This window comes from Bradyrhizobium sp. Tv2a-2 (genome assembly GCF_000472425.1).
Lineage (GTDB): Bacteria > Pseudomonadota > Alphaproteobacteria > Rhizobiales > Xanthobacteraceae > Bradyrhizobium.
In genome coordinates, this window is the sequence record NZ_AXAI01000050.1 from 1 (window position 1) to 21,170 (window position 21,170).

General features: G+C 59.7%; 17 protein-coding genes and 2 pseudogenes. 16 read left to right on the forward strand and 3 right to left on the reverse strand.

All coding sequences use genetic code 11. From position 1 onward, the window contains the following. The 9 genes and pseudogenes from A3AI_RS0140490 to nhaA all read left to right on the forward strand — a co-directional run. Window positions 1-402 (forward strand): annotated as a pseudogene (locus tag A3AI_RS0140490) (hypothetical protein); the annotation flags it as partial. Between the two features lie 801 nt (window positions 403-1,203). Then, the gene (locus tag A3AI_RS0140500; RefSeq protein ID WP_024520943.1) at window positions 1,204-1,749 is read left to right on the forward strand and encodes a carboxymuconolactone decarboxylase family protein; all 546 of its coding nucleotides are present in this window, start codon (window positions 1,204-1,206) and stop codon (window positions 1,747-1,749) included. 76 nt (window positions 1,750-1,825) lie between these two features. Then, window positions 1,826-2,041, forward strand: a pseudogene (locus A3AI_RS49730) (DUF488 domain-containing protein); the annotation flags it as partial. Window positions 2,042-2,086: 45 nt separating this feature from the next. Continuing rightward, window positions 2,087-2,446 carry a hypothetical protein gene (locus A3AI_RS0140510; RefSeq protein ID WP_024520945.1) on the forward strand — a complete coding sequence of 120 codons (360 nt, stop codon included), beginning with the start codon at window positions 2,087-2,089 and terminating at the stop codon, window positions 2,444-2,446. 212 nt (window positions 2,447-2,658) lie between these two features. Next, a complete protein-coding gene (locus A3AI_RS0140515) occupies window positions 2,659-3,432 on the forward strand; it encodes a caspase family protein (protein ID WP_198030350.1) in 774 nt (257 codons plus the stop codon). Window positions 3,433-3,581: 149 nt separating this feature from the next. Continuing rightward, a complete protein-coding gene (locus tag A3AI_RS0140520; RefSeq protein ID WP_024520947.1) occupies window positions 3,582-3,842 on the forward strand; it encodes a (2Fe-2S)-binding protein in 261 nt (86 codons plus the stop codon). Window positions 3,843-3,971: 129 nt separating this feature from the next. Beyond that, entirely contained in the window at window positions 3,972-4,460 is a 489-nt protein-coding gene (bfr, locus tag A3AI_RS0140525; RefSeq protein ID WP_024520948.1) for a bacterioferritin, read from the forward strand. Between the two features lie 537 nt (window positions 4,461-4,997). Then, window positions 4,998-6,065, forward strand: coding sequence for an ATP-binding protein (locus A3AI_RS0140535; protein ID WP_024520950.1), 1,068 nt, complete (start codon window positions 4,998-5,000; stop codon window positions 6,063-6,065). Window positions 6,066-6,105: 40 nt separating this feature from the next. Beyond that, window positions 6,106-7,965, forward strand: a complete 1,860-nt coding sequence (gene nhaA / locus A3AI_RS0140540) for a Na+/H+ antiporter NhaA (protein WP_198030351.1) — start codon at window positions 6,106-6,108, stop codon at window positions 7,963-7,965. Between the two features lie 179 nt (window positions 7,966-8,144). Here the strand turns inward: nhaA and A3AI_RS44670 are convergent, their stop codons facing one another. Next, window positions 8,145-8,447 (reverse strand): baeRF12 domain-containing protein, encoded by a 303-nt coding sequence (locus A3AI_RS44670; protein ID WP_084801218.1) that lies wholly within the window; start codon window positions 8,445-8,447, stop codon window positions 8,145-8,147. Here A3AI_RS44670 and A3AI_RS0140550 point away from each other — a divergent pair. Further along, window positions 8,446-8,679, forward strand: a complete 234-nt coding sequence (locus A3AI_RS0140550) for a DUF6894 family protein (protein WP_024520952.1) — start codon at window positions 8,446-8,448, stop codon at window positions 8,677-8,679. The two genes, A3AI_RS44670 and A3AI_RS0140550, sit on opposite strands and share 2 nt — an antisense overlap. Before the next feature lie 1,122 nt (window positions 8,680-9,801). Here A3AI_RS0140550 and A3AI_RS48540 read toward each other — a convergent pair. Both A3AI_RS48540 and A3AI_RS44675 read right to left on the reverse strand, forming a co-directional pair. Next, window positions 9,802-10,026, reverse strand: a complete 225-nt coding sequence (locus A3AI_RS48540) for a hypothetical protein (protein WP_156928164.1) — start codon at window positions 10,024-10,026, stop codon at window positions 9,802-9,804. Between the two features lie 11 nt (window positions 10,027-10,037). Then, entirely contained in the window at window positions 10,038-10,511 is a 474-nt protein-coding gene (locus A3AI_RS44675; RefSeq protein WP_245287072.1) for a hypothetical protein, read from the reverse strand. Window positions 10,512-11,417: 906 nt separating this feature from the next. Here A3AI_RS44675 and A3AI_RS0140565 point away from each other — a divergent pair. From A3AI_RS0140565 to A3AI_RS0140595, 6 genes are all read left to right on the forward strand, one after another. After that, window positions 11,418-12,332, forward strand: coding sequence for a DUF6662 family protein (locus A3AI_RS0140565; RefSeq protein ID WP_245287073.1), 915 nt, complete (start codon window positions 11,418-11,420; stop codon window positions 12,330-12,332). Between the two features lie 42 nt (window positions 12,333-12,374). Beyond that, window positions 12,375-12,710 carry a cupredoxin domain-containing protein gene (locus tag A3AI_RS0140570; RefSeq protein WP_024520955.1) on the forward strand — a complete coding sequence of 112 codons (336 nt, stop codon included), beginning with the start codon at window positions 12,375-12,377 and terminating at the stop codon, window positions 12,708-12,710. A 12-nt stretch (window positions 12,711-12,722) separates the two neighbouring features. After that, window positions 12,723-13,553, forward strand: a complete 831-nt coding sequence (locus tag A3AI_RS0140575) for an FTR1 family iron permease (RefSeq protein WP_024520956.1) — start codon at window positions 12,723-12,725, stop codon at window positions 13,551-13,553. Between the two features lie 552 nt (window positions 13,554-14,105). Then, window positions 14,106-14,912: a YiiX/YebB-like N1pC/P60 family cysteine hydrolase gene (locus A3AI_RS0140580; protein WP_024520957.1), complete on the forward strand. Its 807-nt coding sequence runs from the start codon at window positions 14,106-14,108 to the stop codon at window positions 14,910-14,912. 423 nt (window positions 14,913-15,335) lie between these two features. After that, window positions 15,336-16,565, forward strand: a complete 1,230-nt coding sequence (locus A3AI_RS0140585; RefSeq protein ID WP_024520958.1) for an ABC transporter substrate-binding protein — start codon at window positions 15,336-15,338, stop codon at window positions 16,563-16,565. A 538-nt stretch (window positions 16,566-17,103) separates the two neighbouring features. After that, on the forward strand, window positions 17,104-21,170 hold a 4,067-nt coding region (locus tag A3AI_RS0140595; RefSeq protein ID WP_024520960.1), incomplete at its 3' end, for an ATP-binding protein.

The following is a 21,170-nucleotide window of genomic DNA, read 5'->3' on the forward strand; positions in this document are numbered from 1 at the left end:
GAGGAGTCGGCGACCCTGGAGTCGTCCACCTTTGCGCCGGCGGAAAGTGACATTCTTCAGAGCGGCGCGACTGAGGTGATCTATACGATTGTGAACGGCAAGATGGGTGTGGCAGATCCGAACCGCCAGGGGCTTGACAGCGTCCTCAACGGAGAGGGGCCCTCGCTCGACATCCTCGCGCACTTCACGGAGATCAGCGCCGGATACTCTCCGATGTGGGATGTACGACTGGCGGAGTGGACCAAGGAGGCTATCTCGAAGGATCAACGGAGACTGATCACTGACGGCGACGATCTCGAAGCCAAAAGTGCGTCAGGTTTACTGGTGAGCCCTGCGGGGGGGCCGGTGAAGACGACGGGGAATCTGGTGAATTGTCCGGTCATAGGTTTCACCAACGAGTAATTTCCTGGCCACACAACCGCGCTTCCGCCGTTCATGTGTCTCGTCGTAGGAATTGAACAGGAACGTGAACCGCTCATCGAACGGGCCCTTCAGGTGGGGCGAAGAACCATCGCGTCAAAAAACTAGGTCGTGTGCGCGAGGTGCCACTTCGCAGGGATCGCATCGGGCATCGACTGCACCGTTGCGTCCGCGTCGCAAAGAATGTTCGCCGAGACTCTCGCTCGTGTGCCGGACCTCGCCGTAGAACCGGTCAAGATCGCTGAGCGCGAGCGCCGACTGGAAAAGATGCGCAAGGGCCATTGCAAGTCCTCACGATGAATTTGGAATGGGCTGTCGCAACGCGCATGGCACTGCGCACGCCAAACGTTATGGAATAATCCAAGGCCGAGAATCTGAAGGCCGTATCCGGCCGTCCAAACCTCGCCACCTTGTCGCGTTGTGAGCGACTTCGCGGGGAGCGGCGAGGACACTTGGCAAACGCCTTACGACACACCCGCCGTGGGGGCTGCGCCCGCCACAGGCCACCCGACCTCGGCGACGCGGCGCTGCTCCTCGCTCGTGTGGAAAATCGCTCCCCGGTCAGCGCGGCGAGTCGGGCGCAGCTGAGGACGAGGTTCTGGACACGTGACATTTGTGCGCCGGTCGGTGCTCAGCCGATGACCTGCTGTTATCGATTGCATGATCAAGAAACATAATCGCCGCGGCGCGACGCGCCCTAGACTGGCTGAACGGCCGGCGTCAGTGACGGCCTGCATCGTTACCAACCGAATAATCGTTTGCGGTAGACAGAAGGAGGATCAAATGCCCCGTATTGCCATTCCGAAACGCGAGGACGCCCCCGCGGAGTCCAAGCCGATCCTCGACAACGTCGACAAGATGCTGGGCTTCGTGCCCAACCTGCACCGTCTCATGTCGATCAGCCCGAAAGTGCTCTCCGGCTGGGCGACCCTGATGGGATCGCTTGCGAAGACGCTGGACGTCAAGACGAGAGACGGGATCGCGCTGGCGGTGTCGGAGGCCGACGGGTGCGACTACTGCCTGGCCGCGCACAGCTTCACCGCGGGCAATTTGGCTAAAATCCCTGCGGACGAAATCGAGCTGAACAGGGAGGGCCGCTCGAGCGATCCCAAGCGCCAGGCTGCAGTCGCCTTCGCGAAAGCGCTCATCGAGACGCGCGGTAAAGTTTCCGACGCCCAGTTTGCGGCGGTCAGGGATGCCGGGTGGACGGACGCCAACATTGTCGAGATGATCGCGCTGACTGCGCAGTTCCTGTTGACCAACTTCATGAACAACGCGGTTCAGACCCCGATCGATTTTCCCGAGGTCAGTCCCGCGAAGGCAACCTAGCGTGAGGTGCCCTCCTTGGAGAGGGAGGGCTTGAGAATGTTCTCGACGGTCCCCGCGGCCTGGTGTCAAGCGCGTCTACGAGCCGCCCGAGGCCTCGGAGGGCACGAGGGTGCTCGTCGACCGCATCTGGCCGCGCGGGCTCACGAACGAGCATGCCGGCGTCGAGGTGTGGCCGAAGGACATCCCGAGCGCGGGCCTCAGGACCGGGTTTGACCAATCGCCCTGCACGCGAACCTTCCATATGTTGATCGCCAACCATACCGGTTTAGGACGAATGCCGACCCGTTACTGAACGGCTCGAATACATGGTCTGCTTTAACTACCCAGGAGAACTATCATGACAAAGTGTTCGCTTCTGATCGCGGCAGCAAGCTGCTTCATTGTCTTTGCACCGGCGGCAAACGGGCGCTCGGCGTACGACGGCTCCTGGGACCTCGTCTTCGTGACGCAAAAAGGAACCTGCGATTCCAGTTACAGCTTTACTGTCGATGTGACCAACGGATTCGTCACGCATCCCAATCTCGTTAGATTTCGAGGTTACGTCGCAAAATCCGGCGCGGTTCGCGCTTCGGTGACGGTCCAGGATAAATATGCCACGGGTGCGGGCAAATTGTTCGCAACGTCCGGTCAGGGGATCTGGAGCGGCCACTCGGGAACGGCGCGATGCTCGGGATACTGGACGGCGCGACGCAATTGAACGACGCAAAGGCGGCACGCGACCGGGTGCGACTGTGGCGCGAATGCTGGCAGCGCCAAGCCATCTTACGGAGCGGTGCGATTCCTCGGTGAAGTGGAGACCATAATGAAATGATAGTTCCCAGAATACTAGTCGACGTTGCAGTCCTGCTCGGCTTGCTCTCAACCGGCCTCGGCAGGACAATGCGGTTGGAGGAGCCTCATAACCGGCCCATGAGCGCGCCCATCTGGTCGAGTGAAGCCACACCCCTTGATACTAATCGGCTAGCTCTGGTGATTGGCAATTCAACCTATCCCGATGCCGGCTCACCTCTTCCCCAAATGACAAGCGATGCGGAAGGTTTGACAAATGCTCTTCGCAAGAACGGCTTTCTGGTCGACGCCGTTGACAATGCGACGCACCCCGACATGACCCGCGCAATTGATCATCTAAGGGCAAGAGTACATTTGAACTCAATTGTGTTAGTCTATTTCGGAGGTTACGGCGTCCAATCTGACGGACAAAATTATTTAATCCCGGTCGATGCGAAGATCTGGAGTGAAGAAGATGTCCGTCGACAAGGCGTAAGCATCGACCGTCTCCTTTCGCAACTCAAGACTTCCGGAGCACGCGTCAGGCTCGTAGTCATTGAGGCCTCACGTCGCAATCCTTACGAGCGGCGCTTCAGGACTTACTCACACGGACTTGCACCCATTCAAACGAGTGAGAACGCGCTAATCCTGAGCTCAGCGCCGCCTGGCCAGGTCGTCGAAGATCCGGATGAACTACATAGTCGGCTGATGGCCGCTCTTCTCACGCAGATCGATTCTTCGAAGGGGATCGAGGAGGTCTTCAACAACACCCGAGACGCAGTGGTGGCTGCTACTCAGGGCCAACAGATTCCAGCTGTGTCATCTACGCTAACCGAGAGCGTTAATCTTTGGCCGGCGCGGAGCGGCGCTCCCGTGTCCTCCGCCGGCTCTGCAGCTAGCGGTCGCCGCGAGTGATCAAACAGAGTTCTGCTGACCTCGAAAGATCAAAGGATTCCCATGGCGGACGCCACTCAATCATCTCCGCCTTGTTTAGAACCTCCGACGCGTCCTGGCGTCGTCCCATATCGATGACGCCGCATCACTGAAGGTCTTTTTCGCGTTTCATGATCGTCTGTTCCTGCAATGTACTCAGCGACCACGATGTTCGCCACGCCGTGAACACGGCCGACGACGCGCTGCGCAATGCCAAGCAGATCTATGACTGCCTTGGCTGCAGCGCCGAATGCGGCCGCTGCGCGCGCACCATCAAGACGATCATCGACGAGGCGTACAGGAGTGCGCTAGCCTGTCAGGCCGACTGCCCGCATCGCCGGATCATGGATGACGCGCAGGATGAGCCCAAATTCGCGCCCACAGCGCCCTAACTTCCTTGGATTTGCTGGATAGGTGCCTCTCGGTTTCGTACCCGGGGGATGCGTGCCTGCTTGTTCTTCCTCAGAATCGTTTTAAACTAACGAAGGCCAAGACGTGAGCCTCAAGCCTTGGAGTTCATCATGCAGGGCGATCCCAAAGTCATCGAGTATCTTAACAAGGGACTGCGTCACGAGCTCACTGCCATCAACCAGTACTGGCTGCATTACCGGCTGCTTGCCAACTGGGGCGTCTCGGACATGGCCAAGGTGTGGCGCAAGGAGTCGATCGAGGAGATGCGGCACGCCGACCGCATCACCGACCGGATAATCTTCCTCGAAGGCTTTCCCAACATGCAGATGCTCGATCCCTTGCGGATCGGCCAGAACGTCAAGGAAATCATCGATTGCGATCTCGCCGCCGAGATGAGCGCGCGTGTGCTGTACCAAGAGGCGGCGACGCATTGTCATTCCGTGAACGATTATGTCACCCGCGATCTGTTCGAGAACCTGATGATGGATGAGGAACACCACATCGATTTCCTCGAGACGCAGCTTGATTTGATCAACCGGATCGGGCTCGAACTTTACACCCAGAAGCATGTCGGCGAACTCGAGACCGAAGAGCACTGAACTTTAGCGCCGTCTACGACAACCGGAGTTTCGCTCACCACCCATCATCGTCGGTAGGCGCCCCCGTGCCAAGTAGGTGAGATCAGAGCGAGACAGCGGCGGTGTCGCGGCATCGCCCGCCACATGCAGCACTTATGTCGCTGCATGGCCCGGTAAAATGACCGCGCGGGCCGGCGAAACAATTTTACTTTGGTGCCAGTTGAGAAACGCCGACGGGATCTCCGGAGATCAGTTTTCGCGCGGTCCTCCCGATCACCGAATCCACGGCCATACTCGCAATTTTAGGCACGTGAACACCTCTTCTTGGCCGCCAAGAGTTCCGCTCCGGCGAGGCGGCGCGGTGGGAAGCGCCGCGCTAGCGCCGCGGCGTGCCAAGCGTCTCTCAGCCATTCCGATAACAGTCGGCTATCGACTCCATGGCGAGAGGTGATTTTCCTTTCGACCATCATGGCCTCAATCTTCGACCTATCGTCGCCCGCCATCGGTACGGGCCGAAGTCGGCGTTCCGTTGAACGATCGCAGGCCAGGAGGTCCGATATGCAGATCAAAGAGACAATCGGCGTTTCATTACCCGGCTCTGTCAAAGGCCCGCCGCTGGAGGATGTCGTCCTGCTCGTGGATAGCGCCGGCGTCGCGCTTGGAGTGCAGCGTGCGTTCAGCGCAAGGGTGCGGGGCGTCTGCGATGGCGGTAGCGGCCTCATTGCGTCCAGGTACGTGGAGCTCCCGCTCGTCGGGTCCGGCGGCGAGGTCTCGGGGATTTTGTGCCACACCAGCCCGCGGTCCGACACGCGAGCCGCGGTCGCCGCTAGCGGGCGGGCGAGGGTGAGGGCGATACCGGACGTGGCGCAGTTCGTCATTCACGACATCAACAACCTTCTCGCCGTGATCAGCAGCGGCCTGAGGCTGCTTGAGTGCCAGAGCGATACTGCGCTCCGAAAGGCCATCGTCGACAAAATGCAGGAGGCGATCACGCGAGGGGCGTTGCTTAGCCGGCAGCTCCTCGACGCTGCGCGACCGCGCCCCAAGTCGATCGACGGGATTGTCGCAGGCAGTCGCCTCGCAGCGATAGCGGGCACGCTTGACTGGGCGTTGCGTCCCGACATCACGGTCCGCTTCGATATCGCCGCTGATTTATGGGACTTCAACGCTGATCCGGAAGAGTTGTACTTCGCTTTGCTGAATCTCTGCCGAAACTCGGACGATGCTATGCCGGACGGCGGTGTGATCACCGTCGCGGCGCGGAACGTCGAACCTTCCGCTGGCGCAGCCCGGGGATTCGTCGAGATCGTCGTCGCCGACGACGGGGTGGGTATGCCCGAGAAGGTTCTCTCGCGGGCCTTCACTCGGTACTTCACGACGAAGGCTGCGGGCAGCGGCACCGGCCTCGGGCTCCTCCAGGTCCAGCGCTTCGCCGAAGGACGAGGCGGCACGGTCTGTATAGAGAGCGAGCGGGGCGGCGGCACGCTGGTGCGCCTCTTTCTCCCGCGCGTCGGCGATGCGGCGGCACAGAGAAATAACGTCGGCACGGAGATCGCGTGCGCGCCGTCATCCAACGGCGGAGTATTCCACGTCGTCAACCCAGCGACGGCTGCGCCGACGTCGTAGCCGGCGCGAACACCTGGAGACCGGTTCAGCGATGCAGCTCATGATCCCGCCCGGCCGCCTCGACCGTCCGGTCGACTACGAGAAGGACCATGTGCTCGGCCCCGCCGATGCCGCGATCACGCTCGTCGAGTACGGCAGCTACGCGTGCCCGCACTGCAGGGCCGCCAACGAGCGCATCGCGCAGGCACGCGGCCAACTCGGCGACCGCGTCTGCTACGCCTTCCGCCACAGGCCGTTCGCGGACAACAGCCTTTCGTTTCGGGCCGCCGAGCTCGCTGAGCTTGCCCAGACGCCCGAGGCGTTCTGGTCCGCGCACATCAAGTTGATGACGAGATCGATGCGGCTCACAGAGGACGACCTCGTCGCGGTGGCCACCGACCTCGGCGTAAACGCCGACTTCGCGCTCGGCGACAGCGACGCCGTGCGGCGCGCGAGGGCGAGGGTAGAGGCGGACGTCGCAAGCTCACGCGCAAGCGGCGTGAGATTCACGCCGACCTTCTACATCAACCGGCGGCGCTACGACGGACCCTGGGACGAGAGCTCTCTCGTCGACGCGATGCTTGGCACGCTCGGCCACCGCGTCCGCACGGCAGCCCTCGATTTCGCGAGCTGGGGCCCATCTGCCGGCATTTTGCTCGTCCTCGCGACCGTGGCCGCGATCGCCATCACGAACTCTCCGCTCGGGCCGGCGTTCGAGGCGTTCCGGCGCCAGGAGCTCGGCGTGAGCCTAGGCCACGCAACCTTTCGGATGTCCATCCTCCATTGGGTCAACGACGGCCTGCTGACGGTGTTCTTCCTTGTCGTGGGATTGGAAGTGAAGCGCGAGATGACAGTTGGCCACCTCGCAAGCCGCCGCTCCGCTGCGCTTCCGGTCGCCGCCGCGCTCGGCGGCATGGTCGTGCCGGCTTGTCTGTATGCGCTGGTCATCCCTGCGGGGCCGTGGTCGTACGGGTGGGGCGTTCCGATGGCGACTGACACTGCGTTCGCGATTGCCTTGATAGCCGTGATGGGCGCCCGCGTCCCCGTCGAGCTGCGCATCTTCCTCACCGCGGCGGCCATCGTCGACGACATAGGTGCGATCGTCGTCGTCGCCGTGTTCTACTCCGGCGATATGCGTCCGGGCTACCTGGCCGCGGCCGCGGCGGTGGTCGTTGCGCTAGCGCTGCTGAGCCGGTCGAGAGTCTACCTTCTCTCGCCTTACGTCCTGTTGGGCGTCGCGTTGTGGGCGTTCATCTACGCGGGTGGCCTCCACGCGACGCTGGCTGGCGTGCTACTGGCGCTGTTCGTTCCGACGCGCCCGCCTGCCAACCTGGCTGCCCTGATGACGCAGGCAAGCACCATCATCGCCTCCGAGGCCCGCCACGAGGGCGAGGTTCTCAGGCACGGCCCCTCCACCCCGGCGCTGCACGCGCTCGACGCAATCTACGACAGACTTGAATCGCCCGCCGACCGGCTGCTGCGGCACGCCGGCGCGCGGTCGAGCTACGCTGTCCTCCCGATCTTCGCACTGGCGAATGCGGGCGTGACGATCAACCCGGGCGTCTTCGTTGGGCATAGTTGGCTCATGGCCGCGATTGTCGCCGGCCTCGCCATAGGAAAGCCGGTCGGGGTTTTCCTCGCGGCCGCAGCGGCCGTGCGCGCACGCATAGCCGTCAAGCCGGCGGAGTACACGTGGCGGCAGTTGGCCGGGGCGGGAGCCCTCGCTGGCATCGGCTTCACGATGTCGCTCTTTATCGCCGGGCAGGCGTTTCCAAGTGCCGCCGACTTCTCGGCCGCCAAGATCGCCGTGTTCGCCGCGTCGATTCTTTCGGCCGCCGTCGGGACTGCTGTGCTCTGGGGAGCTTCGCGTCAGGAGCTTATCGAAGAGGCGCCGCAGAGCGCCGGCATGCAAGTATCATAGCCCGCCGGACCATAAACAGGAGGTCCTTGGATGATTCTACCTACCGGTGCGACAGTAGCAGTCGCTGACAGCGAGACAGTCCGCCTGTTCCACAATACGGGCGTGAAACCTGGGGTGCATTTGGTCGAGATCACGGCGGATCCGCCTGCGCCCGCCCCCTCAGGCTCGGCTGCGCGCCATCACACCGGCTCTGCCAACCCCGATGGCAGGCGGCTCGACGAGGACGACTTCGCAGCAACGGCGATCAATGAGGCGATGTCGTCGAGCGAACGCCGGCTGAAGTCCTTCGCGAACTCGCCTATGATCTTGCCTCTCAAATCGCGGTGGAAGTGCTTGCGCATCTCCCCCAGGGTCCTGGGGTCGGAGACAACGACCAGGTCTTCTATGGTCCCGTCCAGGCCGCCGAGCTTGTTCAGGCGTCGAGGACACCAGCAACGCTGAGGTATCGTGGCGAACCGTCGCATTTGAAGGAGGTTGAACATGACCCAGGTATATTTCCACTGCTCGAACACGAAGAAGGTTTTCGTCGATCGCTGCGGTGCCGTGGTGGACGATCTTGCTGAGGCGCGCGATCACGCGACCCGTGTCGTGCAATCCCTCACCAGCGAGCGCAGCCTCGAGAATTGGCGTGACTGGGTGCTGCATGTCAGCGACGACCAGGGCGATGAGCTCTTCGTTGTGCCCTTCACTTTCGTGCTCGGCGAGCCGAATTGAGGTCGCCATGCTCTGGGCGATCCTTTGGGGCAAAGCGCATATGTCCCACTTGGAAAGCAGCCGTCTGAAGCCCCGCGAAGACTCTCTTCAGCCTCGGCGCCGCAAGGTCGATGAAAGCGCGCACCTTGATCGGCAGTACCGGCGGCCGCGTAGAGATGGACGGGCAGCGGTGCAGGCTAGAATTCTTTAAGCGATCTCGGCCGCTTCCAGACGAAGGCCTGCCCTTCTAACATTCGGACCCGTCATGCGTTCTTTTATTCCTTCGCGGCCACCTGCGTGGCTTCAAAGTCGGCGTCAACAATCCCACCTCAGCACGAGGAATGACGATCATAATTTCAATAGGAGCGAGAAGCATCCGTGAAAAGTCGCAGCAAATCAATCCGCCAAAGTAACGCTAGCTAGAGGCTGAGTGGCAAAACGTTTCTTCATGTCGGAACGGCCCAATGTAATGACTGAGCTTTCGTTCGTGGTCGTTACGGCAGGTTCGTTGTTACCCGGCCTCGACGGAACATGCGAAGAGCTAAAAGAGCGTTTCTACGACCTGTAAACTCAATTGGTGTGATCGCCGAGGCAGGGGGAGTTGGTGCTTTGCAAGAAAGAGTTGTGCGACTCAAACTCGCCTAGCGCGATCTCGTCAATACCTTTGCGGGCGCGTCGCGAATCGCAGCTTTTACACGAGGGCGACGCCGAGCACATACGCACCGACCAGCAGCGTGAGACCACTAACGGTAAGGGTAAGGTAGATCTGATCCATGGTGACCTCTCCGAAACAGCTTCATTCGATTGGTTGTGATTCATGAGAGCCGCTTCCTTAGATGGTCGTTCTTATCCAGCCCATCCCATAACCATGGTAGCTCCACTGCTCACACAGTGACGCGCCGGCGACCTCTTCTTGCAATTGCCGGCTCGCGGGTCCGGGTTCTGCTGCGACTCTCGGCACTCCGTGCCACTAACTTACTGCTATCTCAGAACGACGACTGAGGCCATCGCACGGTGGTATGGCGCGATCGTACTGAGGGAGGGCCTGATTATACGTTAGTTTATTCCTAGCCTGCATCCGCGCGGCCAATTGAGGCATCAGCCGGATCAGTGCCTCGACATCAAAGCTCGCTGTGAGGACAATCATGTTGATGCCAATCTCGCTGAATGGCTGCGCCCAAGCAGCTTCTCATCGCGAGTCGGCAATAACCCGCGCTGATAAGCAAGCTTGTAGGCGTATGCGGCCGTTAGTCCGTTGCTCATCGCGAGTTCGGTTCCTTTGATGGGATCATCTAGATAGACATACAGGATTTGCTCGCGAATTTCTTTGGTGATCCTGTTGCGGCTATTCCATCTTCCAGTTGTCATTTGGCGCCTCCTTATGCGAAGCAATACACGGCATCGTTACGAGTTGGAGTGGGCGGGAACTGCTGATCGCCCGCGCTCGCGATCAGCCGATGGTCCCCGGCATGAAGCAGCGCGCCTTTGGGTGACCATCCAGGTAGTAAGGGCCAGACCATCGTACGGCCAGCGCGGTTCGGTCCATCCGCGACAGCGTCGTTCGGAACATCAACCCACTCGCCATCAACGCGTACGCGATAGTGACTATCTTCAGTTTCCCGATCTGCGTCATCAACGCGCTTCGCGTCGCTACCATCGCAGCAGGGCCCTTTGCCGCTGTGCAAGCTATCATACCAACTGTTCCACTGAGGGTGCTGATAATCGTGGGCGCGGGCGTGACCGATTGTAGAAATCGGCGGCATGACAGTGAATGCAACAAGCGTTGCATGCCAAATGTGATTGTTCATCTCACACCCAATCCCGGAATCGCTCTGTACGGTCTGGAAATTCATCCATCCTCATCAACACGCGAAGCTTTCTCAGCTCGCCGCTGGTAGTCGTCGGCAAGGGCCTTAAGCTGACCAGCTATCGCTGAGTCGGTCATGGTTTTGGCGGCGCGGAGCAATCTGTGCTGTCTCTAAATATTCCTTGCCTCGTTGTGAGATCTGGACCGTCATAAAGGCCTCGCGCGGTGCTCGGGCAGCTGGTCGAACGCGATCTGGGGCCAGCTCACCCAATTGCGGTCACTTTCCCTGCGAGTTCTGAAGCGATCGAGGCACTTCTTGGAGCAAAGCTGGGTTCGCCACGAGTAGTGCCGGACGAGACCAAACTTGCCATCACAAACGGCGCATCGCGCGGCACTGCCAGATCTAAGGCTTTCGCAGCAATCGGTCATTGGAGTCTCCTCTTGGTACTATCTTCGCTCTTCACCGGCGCACTTAATGAGCCTGTGCGCTTTTCCAACGCATGCAGCCTAAGACAGTCGCGATCAGCGGCTCAATTGAACGTAGGTAAACGTCGGACACCTAAAGGGGGCACCGAACGATACGAAGGGTTATGGCGCTCGCCCCTAAAGCCGACCACTTCCGCAACGGGTTATCGACCGAGACGGCCAGTCTCGCCGGCCATTCGATGTCCGCATTCGTCCGAGAGCAATGTTGTTTGGTGCGCAGGCGAAACGGCGCGCGGGCCAAAGCCAGACCTGTCGGCGTGCCCGACCTTCATCATCTCTTGTTAGCGGCGAGCCGGGCGCGACCGAGAAGGACCAAGAGGATCAAGTGGAGCGCGATCGCCAGAGGTGGACTTGCGCACCGAGATGCGACGCTTAGAATCGTTCCAGCCTAGCAGGAATTTTTTTTACTGTGGGGCTGCAAGCCGTTAGTTTATGCCGTCGAGTGGACAAGCAACGGGCCGTCAGCATGCACGAAAGAACCCGATGTGCGCGGCATTCCAGTGCGCTGATGTGCGCGTTCATTGCACTGCTTTGTCTCGGCGGATTTGCGCGCGCTGACGACGCAACCGCCTGGGACCCAAGCTCCTGGCACGAGATCGAGACAAAATACATTTTTGGCTTCACCACCGGCTCCGGCATCGGCATTGAGGGCGAGAAGGAGTTTACCATCGATAGCATCGGCCGGTTTGGCAAACGCGACGGCCACTACGCCGCGACCGAAACTAAATATGAGTACGAGTTCACGCCCTCCCAGTTCGTTCAGATCGAGTTCGGCGCGCTCGGCTCGACCCACAATATCGGTGGTGTGACCGATCTCGATAACCGCAATGCTGCCGGGTTCGCCGGTGGATTTGCCGAATTTCGCTATCTCGCGCTCGAGCGCACGTCGAGCAATCCACTCTCGATTACGCTCGCTTTCGAGCCGAATGTGAGGCTGATTGACGAGACCAGCGGCGAGCAGGTACACAATTACGAGTTCGAAACCGCCGTCAATGCCGACCTCGAACTCCTGCGTAATCGTCTCTATGCGGGCTTCGATCTGCTATATGAGCCGGAGATCACCTTGACCGCGACGGGTGATACCGTCCGCGAAGCGACCCTTGGCGGTTCGGCGGCGCTTTCGCTTCGCATTGTTCCCGATGTACTCGTGGGCGGTGAGGTCTGGTATTTGCGCCACTATGACAGCGCGACATTATCCGCCTTCACCGGCGACGCCATCATGCTGGGCCCAGCGCTCTACGTTCAATTCACGCCGAAGATGTTCATGATCGCGGCCTGGAATACCCAGGTGTGGGGCCGTGAGATCGGCAATTCCCTGCCGCTTAATCTTTCGGAATTCCAGCGCCAGCGCGCGCGGCTGAAATTTGCCTGGGAATTTTGATCTCTATCCTTCGAAGGAACGCCTATGTCTCACCCTACGCTGATGCCGATCCGCCTGACCCTGGCCGCCATTTGCGCGACTGCGCTTCTGCATGGGGCGCCGGCGCTCGCGCAGCAGGCCGCGGAAGTTCCGCTGAGCTATTCGAACGGCGCGTTTCAGCCGAGCGAGGTGCGCGCGCCTGCCGACAAGCCTGTGGTATTCCGGGTTAAGAATCTCGACGCCAAGGCGATGGAGTTTGAAAGCAAATCGTTGCGGGTGGAAAAGGTCGTCGCTGCGAAAAGCGAGGGCGTGATCAATGTGCGGCCGCTGAAGCCTGGCCGCTACGAATTCTACGACGACTTCAATGAGAAGGCGCGCGGTGCGCTGATCGTGCAATAGGACGCCGTCAAGGTGCTCGCCGCGCTCATCATCGTCTTTCGTGAAGTATTTGAAGCCGGCCTAATCATCGGCATTGTGCTGGCGGTTACAGGCTCCGTAGCGCATCGCTTCCGCTGGATCGGCGGCGGCGTGTTGGCGGGGGTGGTGGCTGCATGCCTGGTCGCGGCGTTTGCCGGCGCATTGTCGCAGTTGTTCGAAGGCATGGGCCAGGAGCTGTTCAATGCCGCCATTCTCGGGGTCGCCGTTGTGATGCTGACCTGGCACAATGTCTGGATGGCGCGCCACGGCCGGGAGATTGCCGTCGAGATGCGCGCGATCGGCCAGGCGGTGGCCGAGGGCAGCAAGCCGTTATTGGCGCTGGCGGTCGTGGTCGGCGTCGCCGTGCTGCGCGAAGGCAGCGAGGTCGCGCTGTTTCTCTATGGCGTCGCGGCCTCCGACGGCGGTTCAGCCCTGAGTCTGATCATCGGCGGCTGCCTCGGCCTCTTACTCGGCGCCGCGGTTTGCCTCGTGACCTATTTGGGCCTGCTGCGAATTCCGCCGCGCGCGCTGTTCGCAACGACGACGGTTCTGATCACCCTCCTTGCGGCGGGTATGGCGGCGCAGGCCGTCGCTTTCCTGGAGCGCGCCAACTGGCTAACGTCGCTCGACACCGTCGTGTGGGACTCGGGCTGGCTGTTGTCCGAGGCCAGCATCCCCGGACGCGCCTTGCACACGCTGATCGGCTATACCGATCAGCCGACGCAAATGCAGCTCTTGGTCTATCTTGCCGTTATCGCGATAACCGGTTGGCTGATGCGGCTGACCGCGCAGGTGCACGGCGGCCACGCCGTTGCGCCGGGTTAGAGCGGGACGGTTGAATCAGTCTGTTTGCGGACTATCCGGCTCACCATCCGCCGCTTCCGTGCTCACCTTCTGACCGCCGACCCGGAATTCGAGAACAGCCAGGGTCATTCGCGTCACTGTCCCTCAAGCGCCCGCCAACCGGCGATGTCTGCTTCACCCCGGAAGCGACTGAATTATTGCGTTGCCGCGAGATGATGCGAAGTGCCAAAACCCGAAATCAACCCGAATGCAAAGCCGGTAGACCCGCCGTGTACCTTGATTTGTCGCTTCGCTCCACCCCTGCGACCTCGCAAGCGCACCCGGTGAAGAGCAGTGTCACTTTGCTGATGGACCGATACCACCAGGTAGCTGCCGGGCGAGGTGCGACATTCCTATCACTGGGAAGGCCGGTCAATTGTAAACTTAGGTATGGTCGTTTCAGACAAAATGCAGTGCACAGATCGACCTCCGTGCAATGGCCCGGTCTATCTTTCCTGACTATGCTTGGATAACGACCGGACAGTCGTCTGGAACTGCCATACGGGAAAGCGCCAAAAAAGCAAGGAACGAGTGATGGGCTGGATGTTCGACAACGTCGAACGTTTGATTGCCCGGCTGCAGAAGCCGGCCAATCACCGTGAGCCGCTCATCTCGGATGATGCGGCGAGGGCCTTACGCGACACGCTTCGACCCGGTGACGTCCTGCTGGTCGAAGGCAAAGGTCGTATTTCCGGCGGCATCAAATATCTCACTCAATCGACCTGGTCGCATTCGGCGTTGTACGTCGGGCCGATGGCGGGCGCCACAACCGGCGGCGAGCCCCACGTCCTGATTGAAGCCAATGTCGACGACGGTGTCGTGTCGGCGCCTCTGTCGAAGTATTTGCATTGTCAAACCCGCATCTGCCGGCCAGTTGGCCTGAGCGAAGCGGACTGCGAACAGGTCTGCCGCTACACATTCGAACGCATTGGTCTCGGATACGATTTCAAGAACATCATCGACCTCATGCGCTATCTATTTCCATGTCCGCTGACGCAGCGTTGGCGTCGCCGAACCATCGCGCTCGGCTCCGGCGATGCTAGCCGCATCATCTGTTCGTCGCTGATTGCGCAGGCATTCGAGGCCGTGCGTTATCCGGTCCTACCCAAGATCACGTACATCGAGAATCAGTCCGCGCGGCGCGAAGTTGCCGCGATCCGTCACTCATCACTCTACGCGCCGCGCGACTTCGATTTATCGCCCTACTTCATGGTGGTGAAGCCAACGCTCGCGCGCAGCTTCAACTATAAGGACATGCAGTGGGCCGATCTTCTCCAGGTTCAGGCCGAGCAAGCCACACCTGCGCCGGAGATAGAACGCGCGATCGCGGCATTGGCATAGCCCGAATTTCCGACGAGGTGAAGCCAGACTATTGAATGCGAAGCCAGTTGTGCTGACGTCCGTTAATGGGATGGTCCGGCCGTGCACCAGCCCCGTCAGTGATAGAAGCTGGCTTGGGGCACCGAAGACAAGGAGCACGCCATGTCACATCTCAATTGCGGTCGAAGCGGCGGCAGTGACTGTGTTCGGTCTATCTATCCGCCCCATCGTCGCAGTTAGCTTGGCGGGCCCTAGTCTTGAGAATTAGGGGCAGCTGTATTGACGAATCGCGCGAACTGACGCCGAAAGCACACGCGAGTGGCGTTCGTGAAGATCGACAATGCCTGATGAATGGTGTTCACTCTCTGAGAAGAGATCCGAGCGAGGTCTCCCTAGTATGCCAATAACAATAGACACATTCATTGGTTCATAGGGAGAAACGAGATGTCCTTCGTCGCGCGACGATTGGCGGCGTTTTCGACCGCCATCATAATGCTTGCTGCCAGCGGAGGCGGCGCACTTTCCCAGAAGAAATACGATGCCGGCGCAACCGACACCGAAATCAAGATCGGCAACATCATGCCCTACAGTGGGCCGGCGTCGGCTTACGGCATTACAGGCAGGACCGAGGCCGCCTACTTTCGCAAGATCAACGGCGAAGGCGGCATCAACGGCCGCAAAATCAACTTCATTTCCTATGACGACGGTTACAGTCCACCAAAAGCGGTCGAGCAGGCGCGCAGACTGGTTGAGAGCGACGAGGTTTTCCTCATCTTCGGCTCGCTTGGCACGCCGTCCAACACCGCCATACAGAAATATATGAACGCGAAGAAGGTGCCGCAACTGTTCGTGCAGACCGGCGCGACCAAATGGAATGATCCGCAGAACTTCCCGTGGACTATAGGTTGGTCGCCCAACTATCAGAACGAGGCACGGATCTACGCGAGGTATATTCTGAAGGAAAGGCCGAACGCCAAGATCGCCGTCCTCTACCAGAACGACGACTACGGGAAGGATTATCTCAAAGGCCTGAAGGATGGCCTCGGCGCCAAGGCTGCGTCGATGATCGTTGCCGAAGACGCCTATGAGGTGGCCGAGCCGACCATCGACTCGCACGTCGTCAAGATGAAGTCGCTCAATGCCGACGTATTCGTCGACATCACCACGCCGAAGTTCACGGCGCAAGCCATCAGGAAGGCGGCCGAGATCGGCTGGAAGCCACTGCACGTCCTCAACAGCGTCAGCACCTCCATCGGAGCCGTCATCAAGCCCGCCGGTTTCGAAAACGCACAGGGCATCATTTCGGTGACCCATCTGATGGACGCGCTCGATCCGCAATGGAAGGATGATCCCGGCATGAAGGCCTTCGACGACTTCCTCGCCGAAGTTTTCCCCCAAGGCAATCGGGCCGATAGTCTGGTGATGACAGGCTTCAATATGGCCCAGACGCTGGTGCAGGTGCTCAAGCAGTGCGGCGATGACCTCACGCGCGAGAACGTGATGAAGCAGGCTGCAAACCTCAAGGACTTCAGGACCACCAACCTGCTGCCCGGCATCAAGATCAACACCAGCCCGATCGATTTCGCGCCGATCAAACAGGTGCAGCTCAGGAGGTTCAAGGGCGACAGATGGGAGCTGTTCGGGCCCACACTAGGCAGCGAAATCGGAGGCTAGAGCGCTTTATTTGGTCATAGCGGCGGTTGTCGATCCGGCGCGACGTCTCCGACCTTCAATGCGTGCGATGCCACCTCCGCCGCGCCCTCGCGCAGCTCGACGTGAAGTCCAGGGACGAACTTTGCGGTCTCCGCAATCGGATCGAGGACGAGCGACGCCGAGATAGTGGGGCGAGGCCGATCTTCAGTGGCGCGATCTCCTTGCGTTGGAACTCCTTGGCTCTGCGACGCGCCGTCTCTGCCGAGCCCAGTGCGCGCGCCAGTATCGGAAGGACTTCCTTTCCAAGGTCGGTGAGCTGCGTCAGCTGGCGTTCGCGGTAGATCAACTGGCCGCCGAGCTCCTGCTCAAGCTTCGCTCCAAATTGTTGCTAAAAAGAAGTCGGTTCCGCCTCCGCCGAATCCGGCAAGATCAAGGGACGGCTGGCATTTCTCGGGCGATGGAGTACGATTTCTCCAGGCTGGAGAGGCGCCGCGCATGTGGCGTGCGAAGAACTTCATCAGCCCACTTCAAGCCGAAGCCTGACGCCGGAGTCTGACAGATGGTGCAGCGGTCGCTGAACCTCGCGTACTCGGATGGTAGTTCTCAGGTGTTGTGGGAGGACGGCGAGCGCGTGTTCACTCGTGGCTGGCGACTGGACGATAATGGCAACCGGCTCGCCGTGCTGCTTGTTGCCCCTGCCGCCGACCACCCATCCCGCTCAAGACTCGATCGCTTCACGCACGAATACGAGCTGAAAGATGAGCTCGACGGGGCATGGGCGGCGCAGCCGCTAGCCCTCATGCGCGACGCTGGTCGGACCGTGCTAGTGCTCGATGATCTGGGCGGCGAGCTGCTCGACCGTTTGCTCGGTGGGCCCATGGAGGTAGGACGCTTCTTGCGCCTGGCTATCGCTGTTACCTCGGCTCTGGGCAAGCTGCATCAGCGCGGATTCATCCACAAAGACATCAAGCCAGCTAATATTGTGGTGGACTGCGCGGACGGACACGTTCGGCTCACTGGGTTTGGCATCGCATCGCGCCTGTCCCGCGAGCGGCAGGCGCCCGAGCCGCCCGAGACCATCGCCGGCACGCTTGCCTACATGGCACCCGAACAAACCGGGCGGATGAACCGCTCGATGGACGCCCGCAGCGATCTCTACGCCCTCGGCATCACGCTGTACCAGATGCTCACCGGCGTTTTGCCCTTCACGGCGGCTGATCCCATGGAGTGGGTGCACTGCCATATTGCCAGAAAGCCGGTGCCGCCAGGGGAGCGGTTAGAGAGTGTCCCAGCGCCCGTCTCGGCGATGATCATGAAACTGCTCGCCAAGACTCCCGAGGATCGTTACCAGACCGCCGGCGGTGTCGAGCGCGATCTGCGACGCTGCCTGGCGGAATGGGAAGCGCGGCGCCGCATCGATGACTTCCCGCTCGGCCTGCAGGACACCCCGAACCAGCTGCTGATCCCCGAAAAGCTGTACGGACGAGATCGTGAGATCGCGACGTTGCTTTCCTGCTTCGATCGCATCATCAAGACCGGTATGCCAGAGTTGGCGCTGATCTCCGGATATTCCGGTATCGGCAAGTCCTCTGTCGTCAATGAGCTGCACAAGGTGCTCGTACCGCCCCGCGGCCTTTTTGCCTCGGGCAAGTTCGACCAATACAAACGTGACATCCCTTATGCCACGTTCGCGGAGGCCTTCGGGAGCCTTGTCCGCCCGCTTCTCGGCAAGGAGGAAGAAGAGCTGAGCATCTGGCGCGACGCCTTTCGCCAGGCGTTGGGGCCAAACGCGGGGCTTATCATCGATCTTGTCCCCGAATTGAAGCTAATCATTGGAGAACAGCCGCCGGTTCCTGTCCTTCCGCCATTGGATGCGCAACGCCGATTCCAATTGGTATTCCGGAGATTCATCGCCGTATTCGCACGGCCGGAGCATCCGCTTACGCTGTTCCTCGACGATTTGCAGTGGCTCGATGCAGCAACGCTCGATTTGCTCGAAGATCTTCTGAGCCGGCAGGACGTGCAGTACATGATGTTGATCGGCGCCTACCGAGACAACGAAGTGGACTCCGCCCATCCCCTGACGCGCAGGCTCGAAGCGATCCGCAAAGCTGGCGCGATAGTGCAGGAGATCACCCTCGCGCCCCTCGCCCGTGAACACTTGGGACAATTGATCGCGGATTCCCTTCACTGCGAGCCGGAGCGCGCCACCTCGTTGGCGCAACTGGTTCACGAGAAGACTGCTGGCAATCCATTCTTCGCTAATCAGTTTATTTATGCGCTTGCCGAGGAGGCGTTACTGATTTTTGACCACTGCAACGCGCGATGGTCTTGGGATCTGAATCGCATTCACGCAAAGGGTTACACCGATAACGTGGTGGACCTCATGGTTGGGAAGTTGACTCGGCTGCCCGTTCGAACTCAGAACGCACTGCAGCAGCTTGCCTGTTTAGGCAACAGCGCGGATTTCGCACTACTTACGAAGGTTTACGGAGGCTCGAAAGATGTAGTGCATCGCGATCTCCTGGAAGCGGTCCGAGTTGGGCTCGTTCTCCAATCAGAAAGCGCCTATAGGTTTCTGCATGATCGTGTCCAGGAAGCGGCTTATTCACTCATACCTGAAACGGCCCGCGCCGAAGCTCATATTCGAATTGGCCGCCTCCTCGCAGTCGGCATTCCGCCAACGCAGATCGAAGAGAAGATCTTCGATATCGCAAACCAGCTCAATCGCGGCTCTCATCTCATAACGTCGAATCAGGAGCGTGAGTGGGTCGCAGAATTGAATCTAATTGCAGGTAGACGCGCGAAGATCTCAACGGCGTATACTTCAGCGCTTTCGTATCTCGGCGTTGGGCGGGCGTTGTTGACTGAGCAGATTTGGGACTACAACTACGAGCTCATCTTCGCCATCGAATATCTAACAGCCGAGTGCGAACTACTGACCGCGAGTAAGAGGGCGGCCGAAAATCGACTTTCGATGCTAGCGCGTCGTGCCAGAAACGGCCTCGATACCGCCGCCGTCACACGTTTGCGGCTCACGCTTTATACCACTTTGGACCAGAGCGATCGCGGCGTCGAGATATGCCTTGAATACCTCCAGCGTGGAGGCGTTGATTGGTCACTTCATCCGACCAGTATCGAAGTACAACGCGAATACGATCGAATCTGGTCCCAGCTTGGAAGTCGACAAATCGAGGAACTCGTCGACTTGCCTTTGATGAGCAATCCGGACTTACTCGCCACTCTAGATATATTGGCCGAGTTTCCGGCAATGCATATCGAGGAGAACTTATCTTCGCTCGTTGTTTGTCGAATGGTGAATTTGAGCCTCGAGTATGGCAACAGCGATGGGTCATGCTTCGCTTATGTATGGTTCGCCCAGATCGCCGGACCTCGCTTTAGCAACTATCAGGACGGTTTTCGTTTCGGCCGGCTTGGCTATGAACTGGTAGAAAGGCGCGGCTTAAAGCGCTATCAAGCTCGAACGTACATGTCCTTCGGGAACATCGTCATGCCGTGGACAAGACATGTCTTAGAGGGACGTGATCTGGTACGTCGCGCCTTTGCTACCGCCGACCGCACAGGGGACATTGCATTTGCGGGTTATAGCTGTACTCACTTGATAACCAACCTTTTGGCAGCGGGAGACCCGCTTGCTGAGGTCGAACGGGAAGCCGGGAGGGGTTTCGAGTATGCGCAGAAGGTTCGCTTCGGTTTCGTCATTGACAATCTCACCATGCAGCTCGGATTTATTCGGACCCTTAGCGGACTGACTCCGACGTTTGGCTCCTTCAACCACGAGGGATTCGATGAGCTTCGATTCGAGCGCCACCTAGCGAGTAATCCCGTCTTGAAGCTGCTCGAGTTTCGATATTGGGTCCGCAAGTTACAAGCCCGTTTCTTCGCTGCGGATTATGCTTCCGCCATGGATGCGTCATTGAGAGCGCATCAGCTACTTTGGACCTCACCATCACATTTTGAAACGGCAGAGTATTGCTTCTATAGTGCGCTTGGCCACGCGGTAGTATGGAATTCCGCATCTCCGGAGGAGAAACAGCAACATTTTGAGGCTCTTGTGGCCCACCACAAACAACTCGAAGTATGGGCGGCGCGCTGTGCGGAAAACTTCGAGAACCGCGCTGTGTTGGTTGGTGCGGAGATTGCCCGGATTGATGGCCGCGCGTTCGATGCCATGAAGCTTTACGAACAAGCCATCCTTTCGGCACAGGCAAACGGCTTTGTCCACAACCAGGCGATTGCCAACGAGATTGCCGGGCGTTTCTACGCGGAGCGCGGTTACGAGAAAATCGCGGCGACCTATTTGCGGGCCGCGCGGGCCTGCTACCAGCGCTGGGGAGCCGACGGAAAGGTTCGCCAACTCGATGAGCTTTATCCGCACCTCAAGGTGGACAAGTCGATCCCGGATTCCACGGCGACGATAGTGACNCCCATCGAGCAGCTCGATTTGGCTACCGTAATCAGGGTCTCGGAAGCAGTGTCAGGCGAAATCGTTTTCGAGAAGTTAATCAACACGCTCATGAGTTTGGCGATCGAACATGCGGGCGCGGATCGAGGTCTCTTGATTCTTCCGCGAGGCGACAAATATCAAATTGAAGCGGAGGCCAC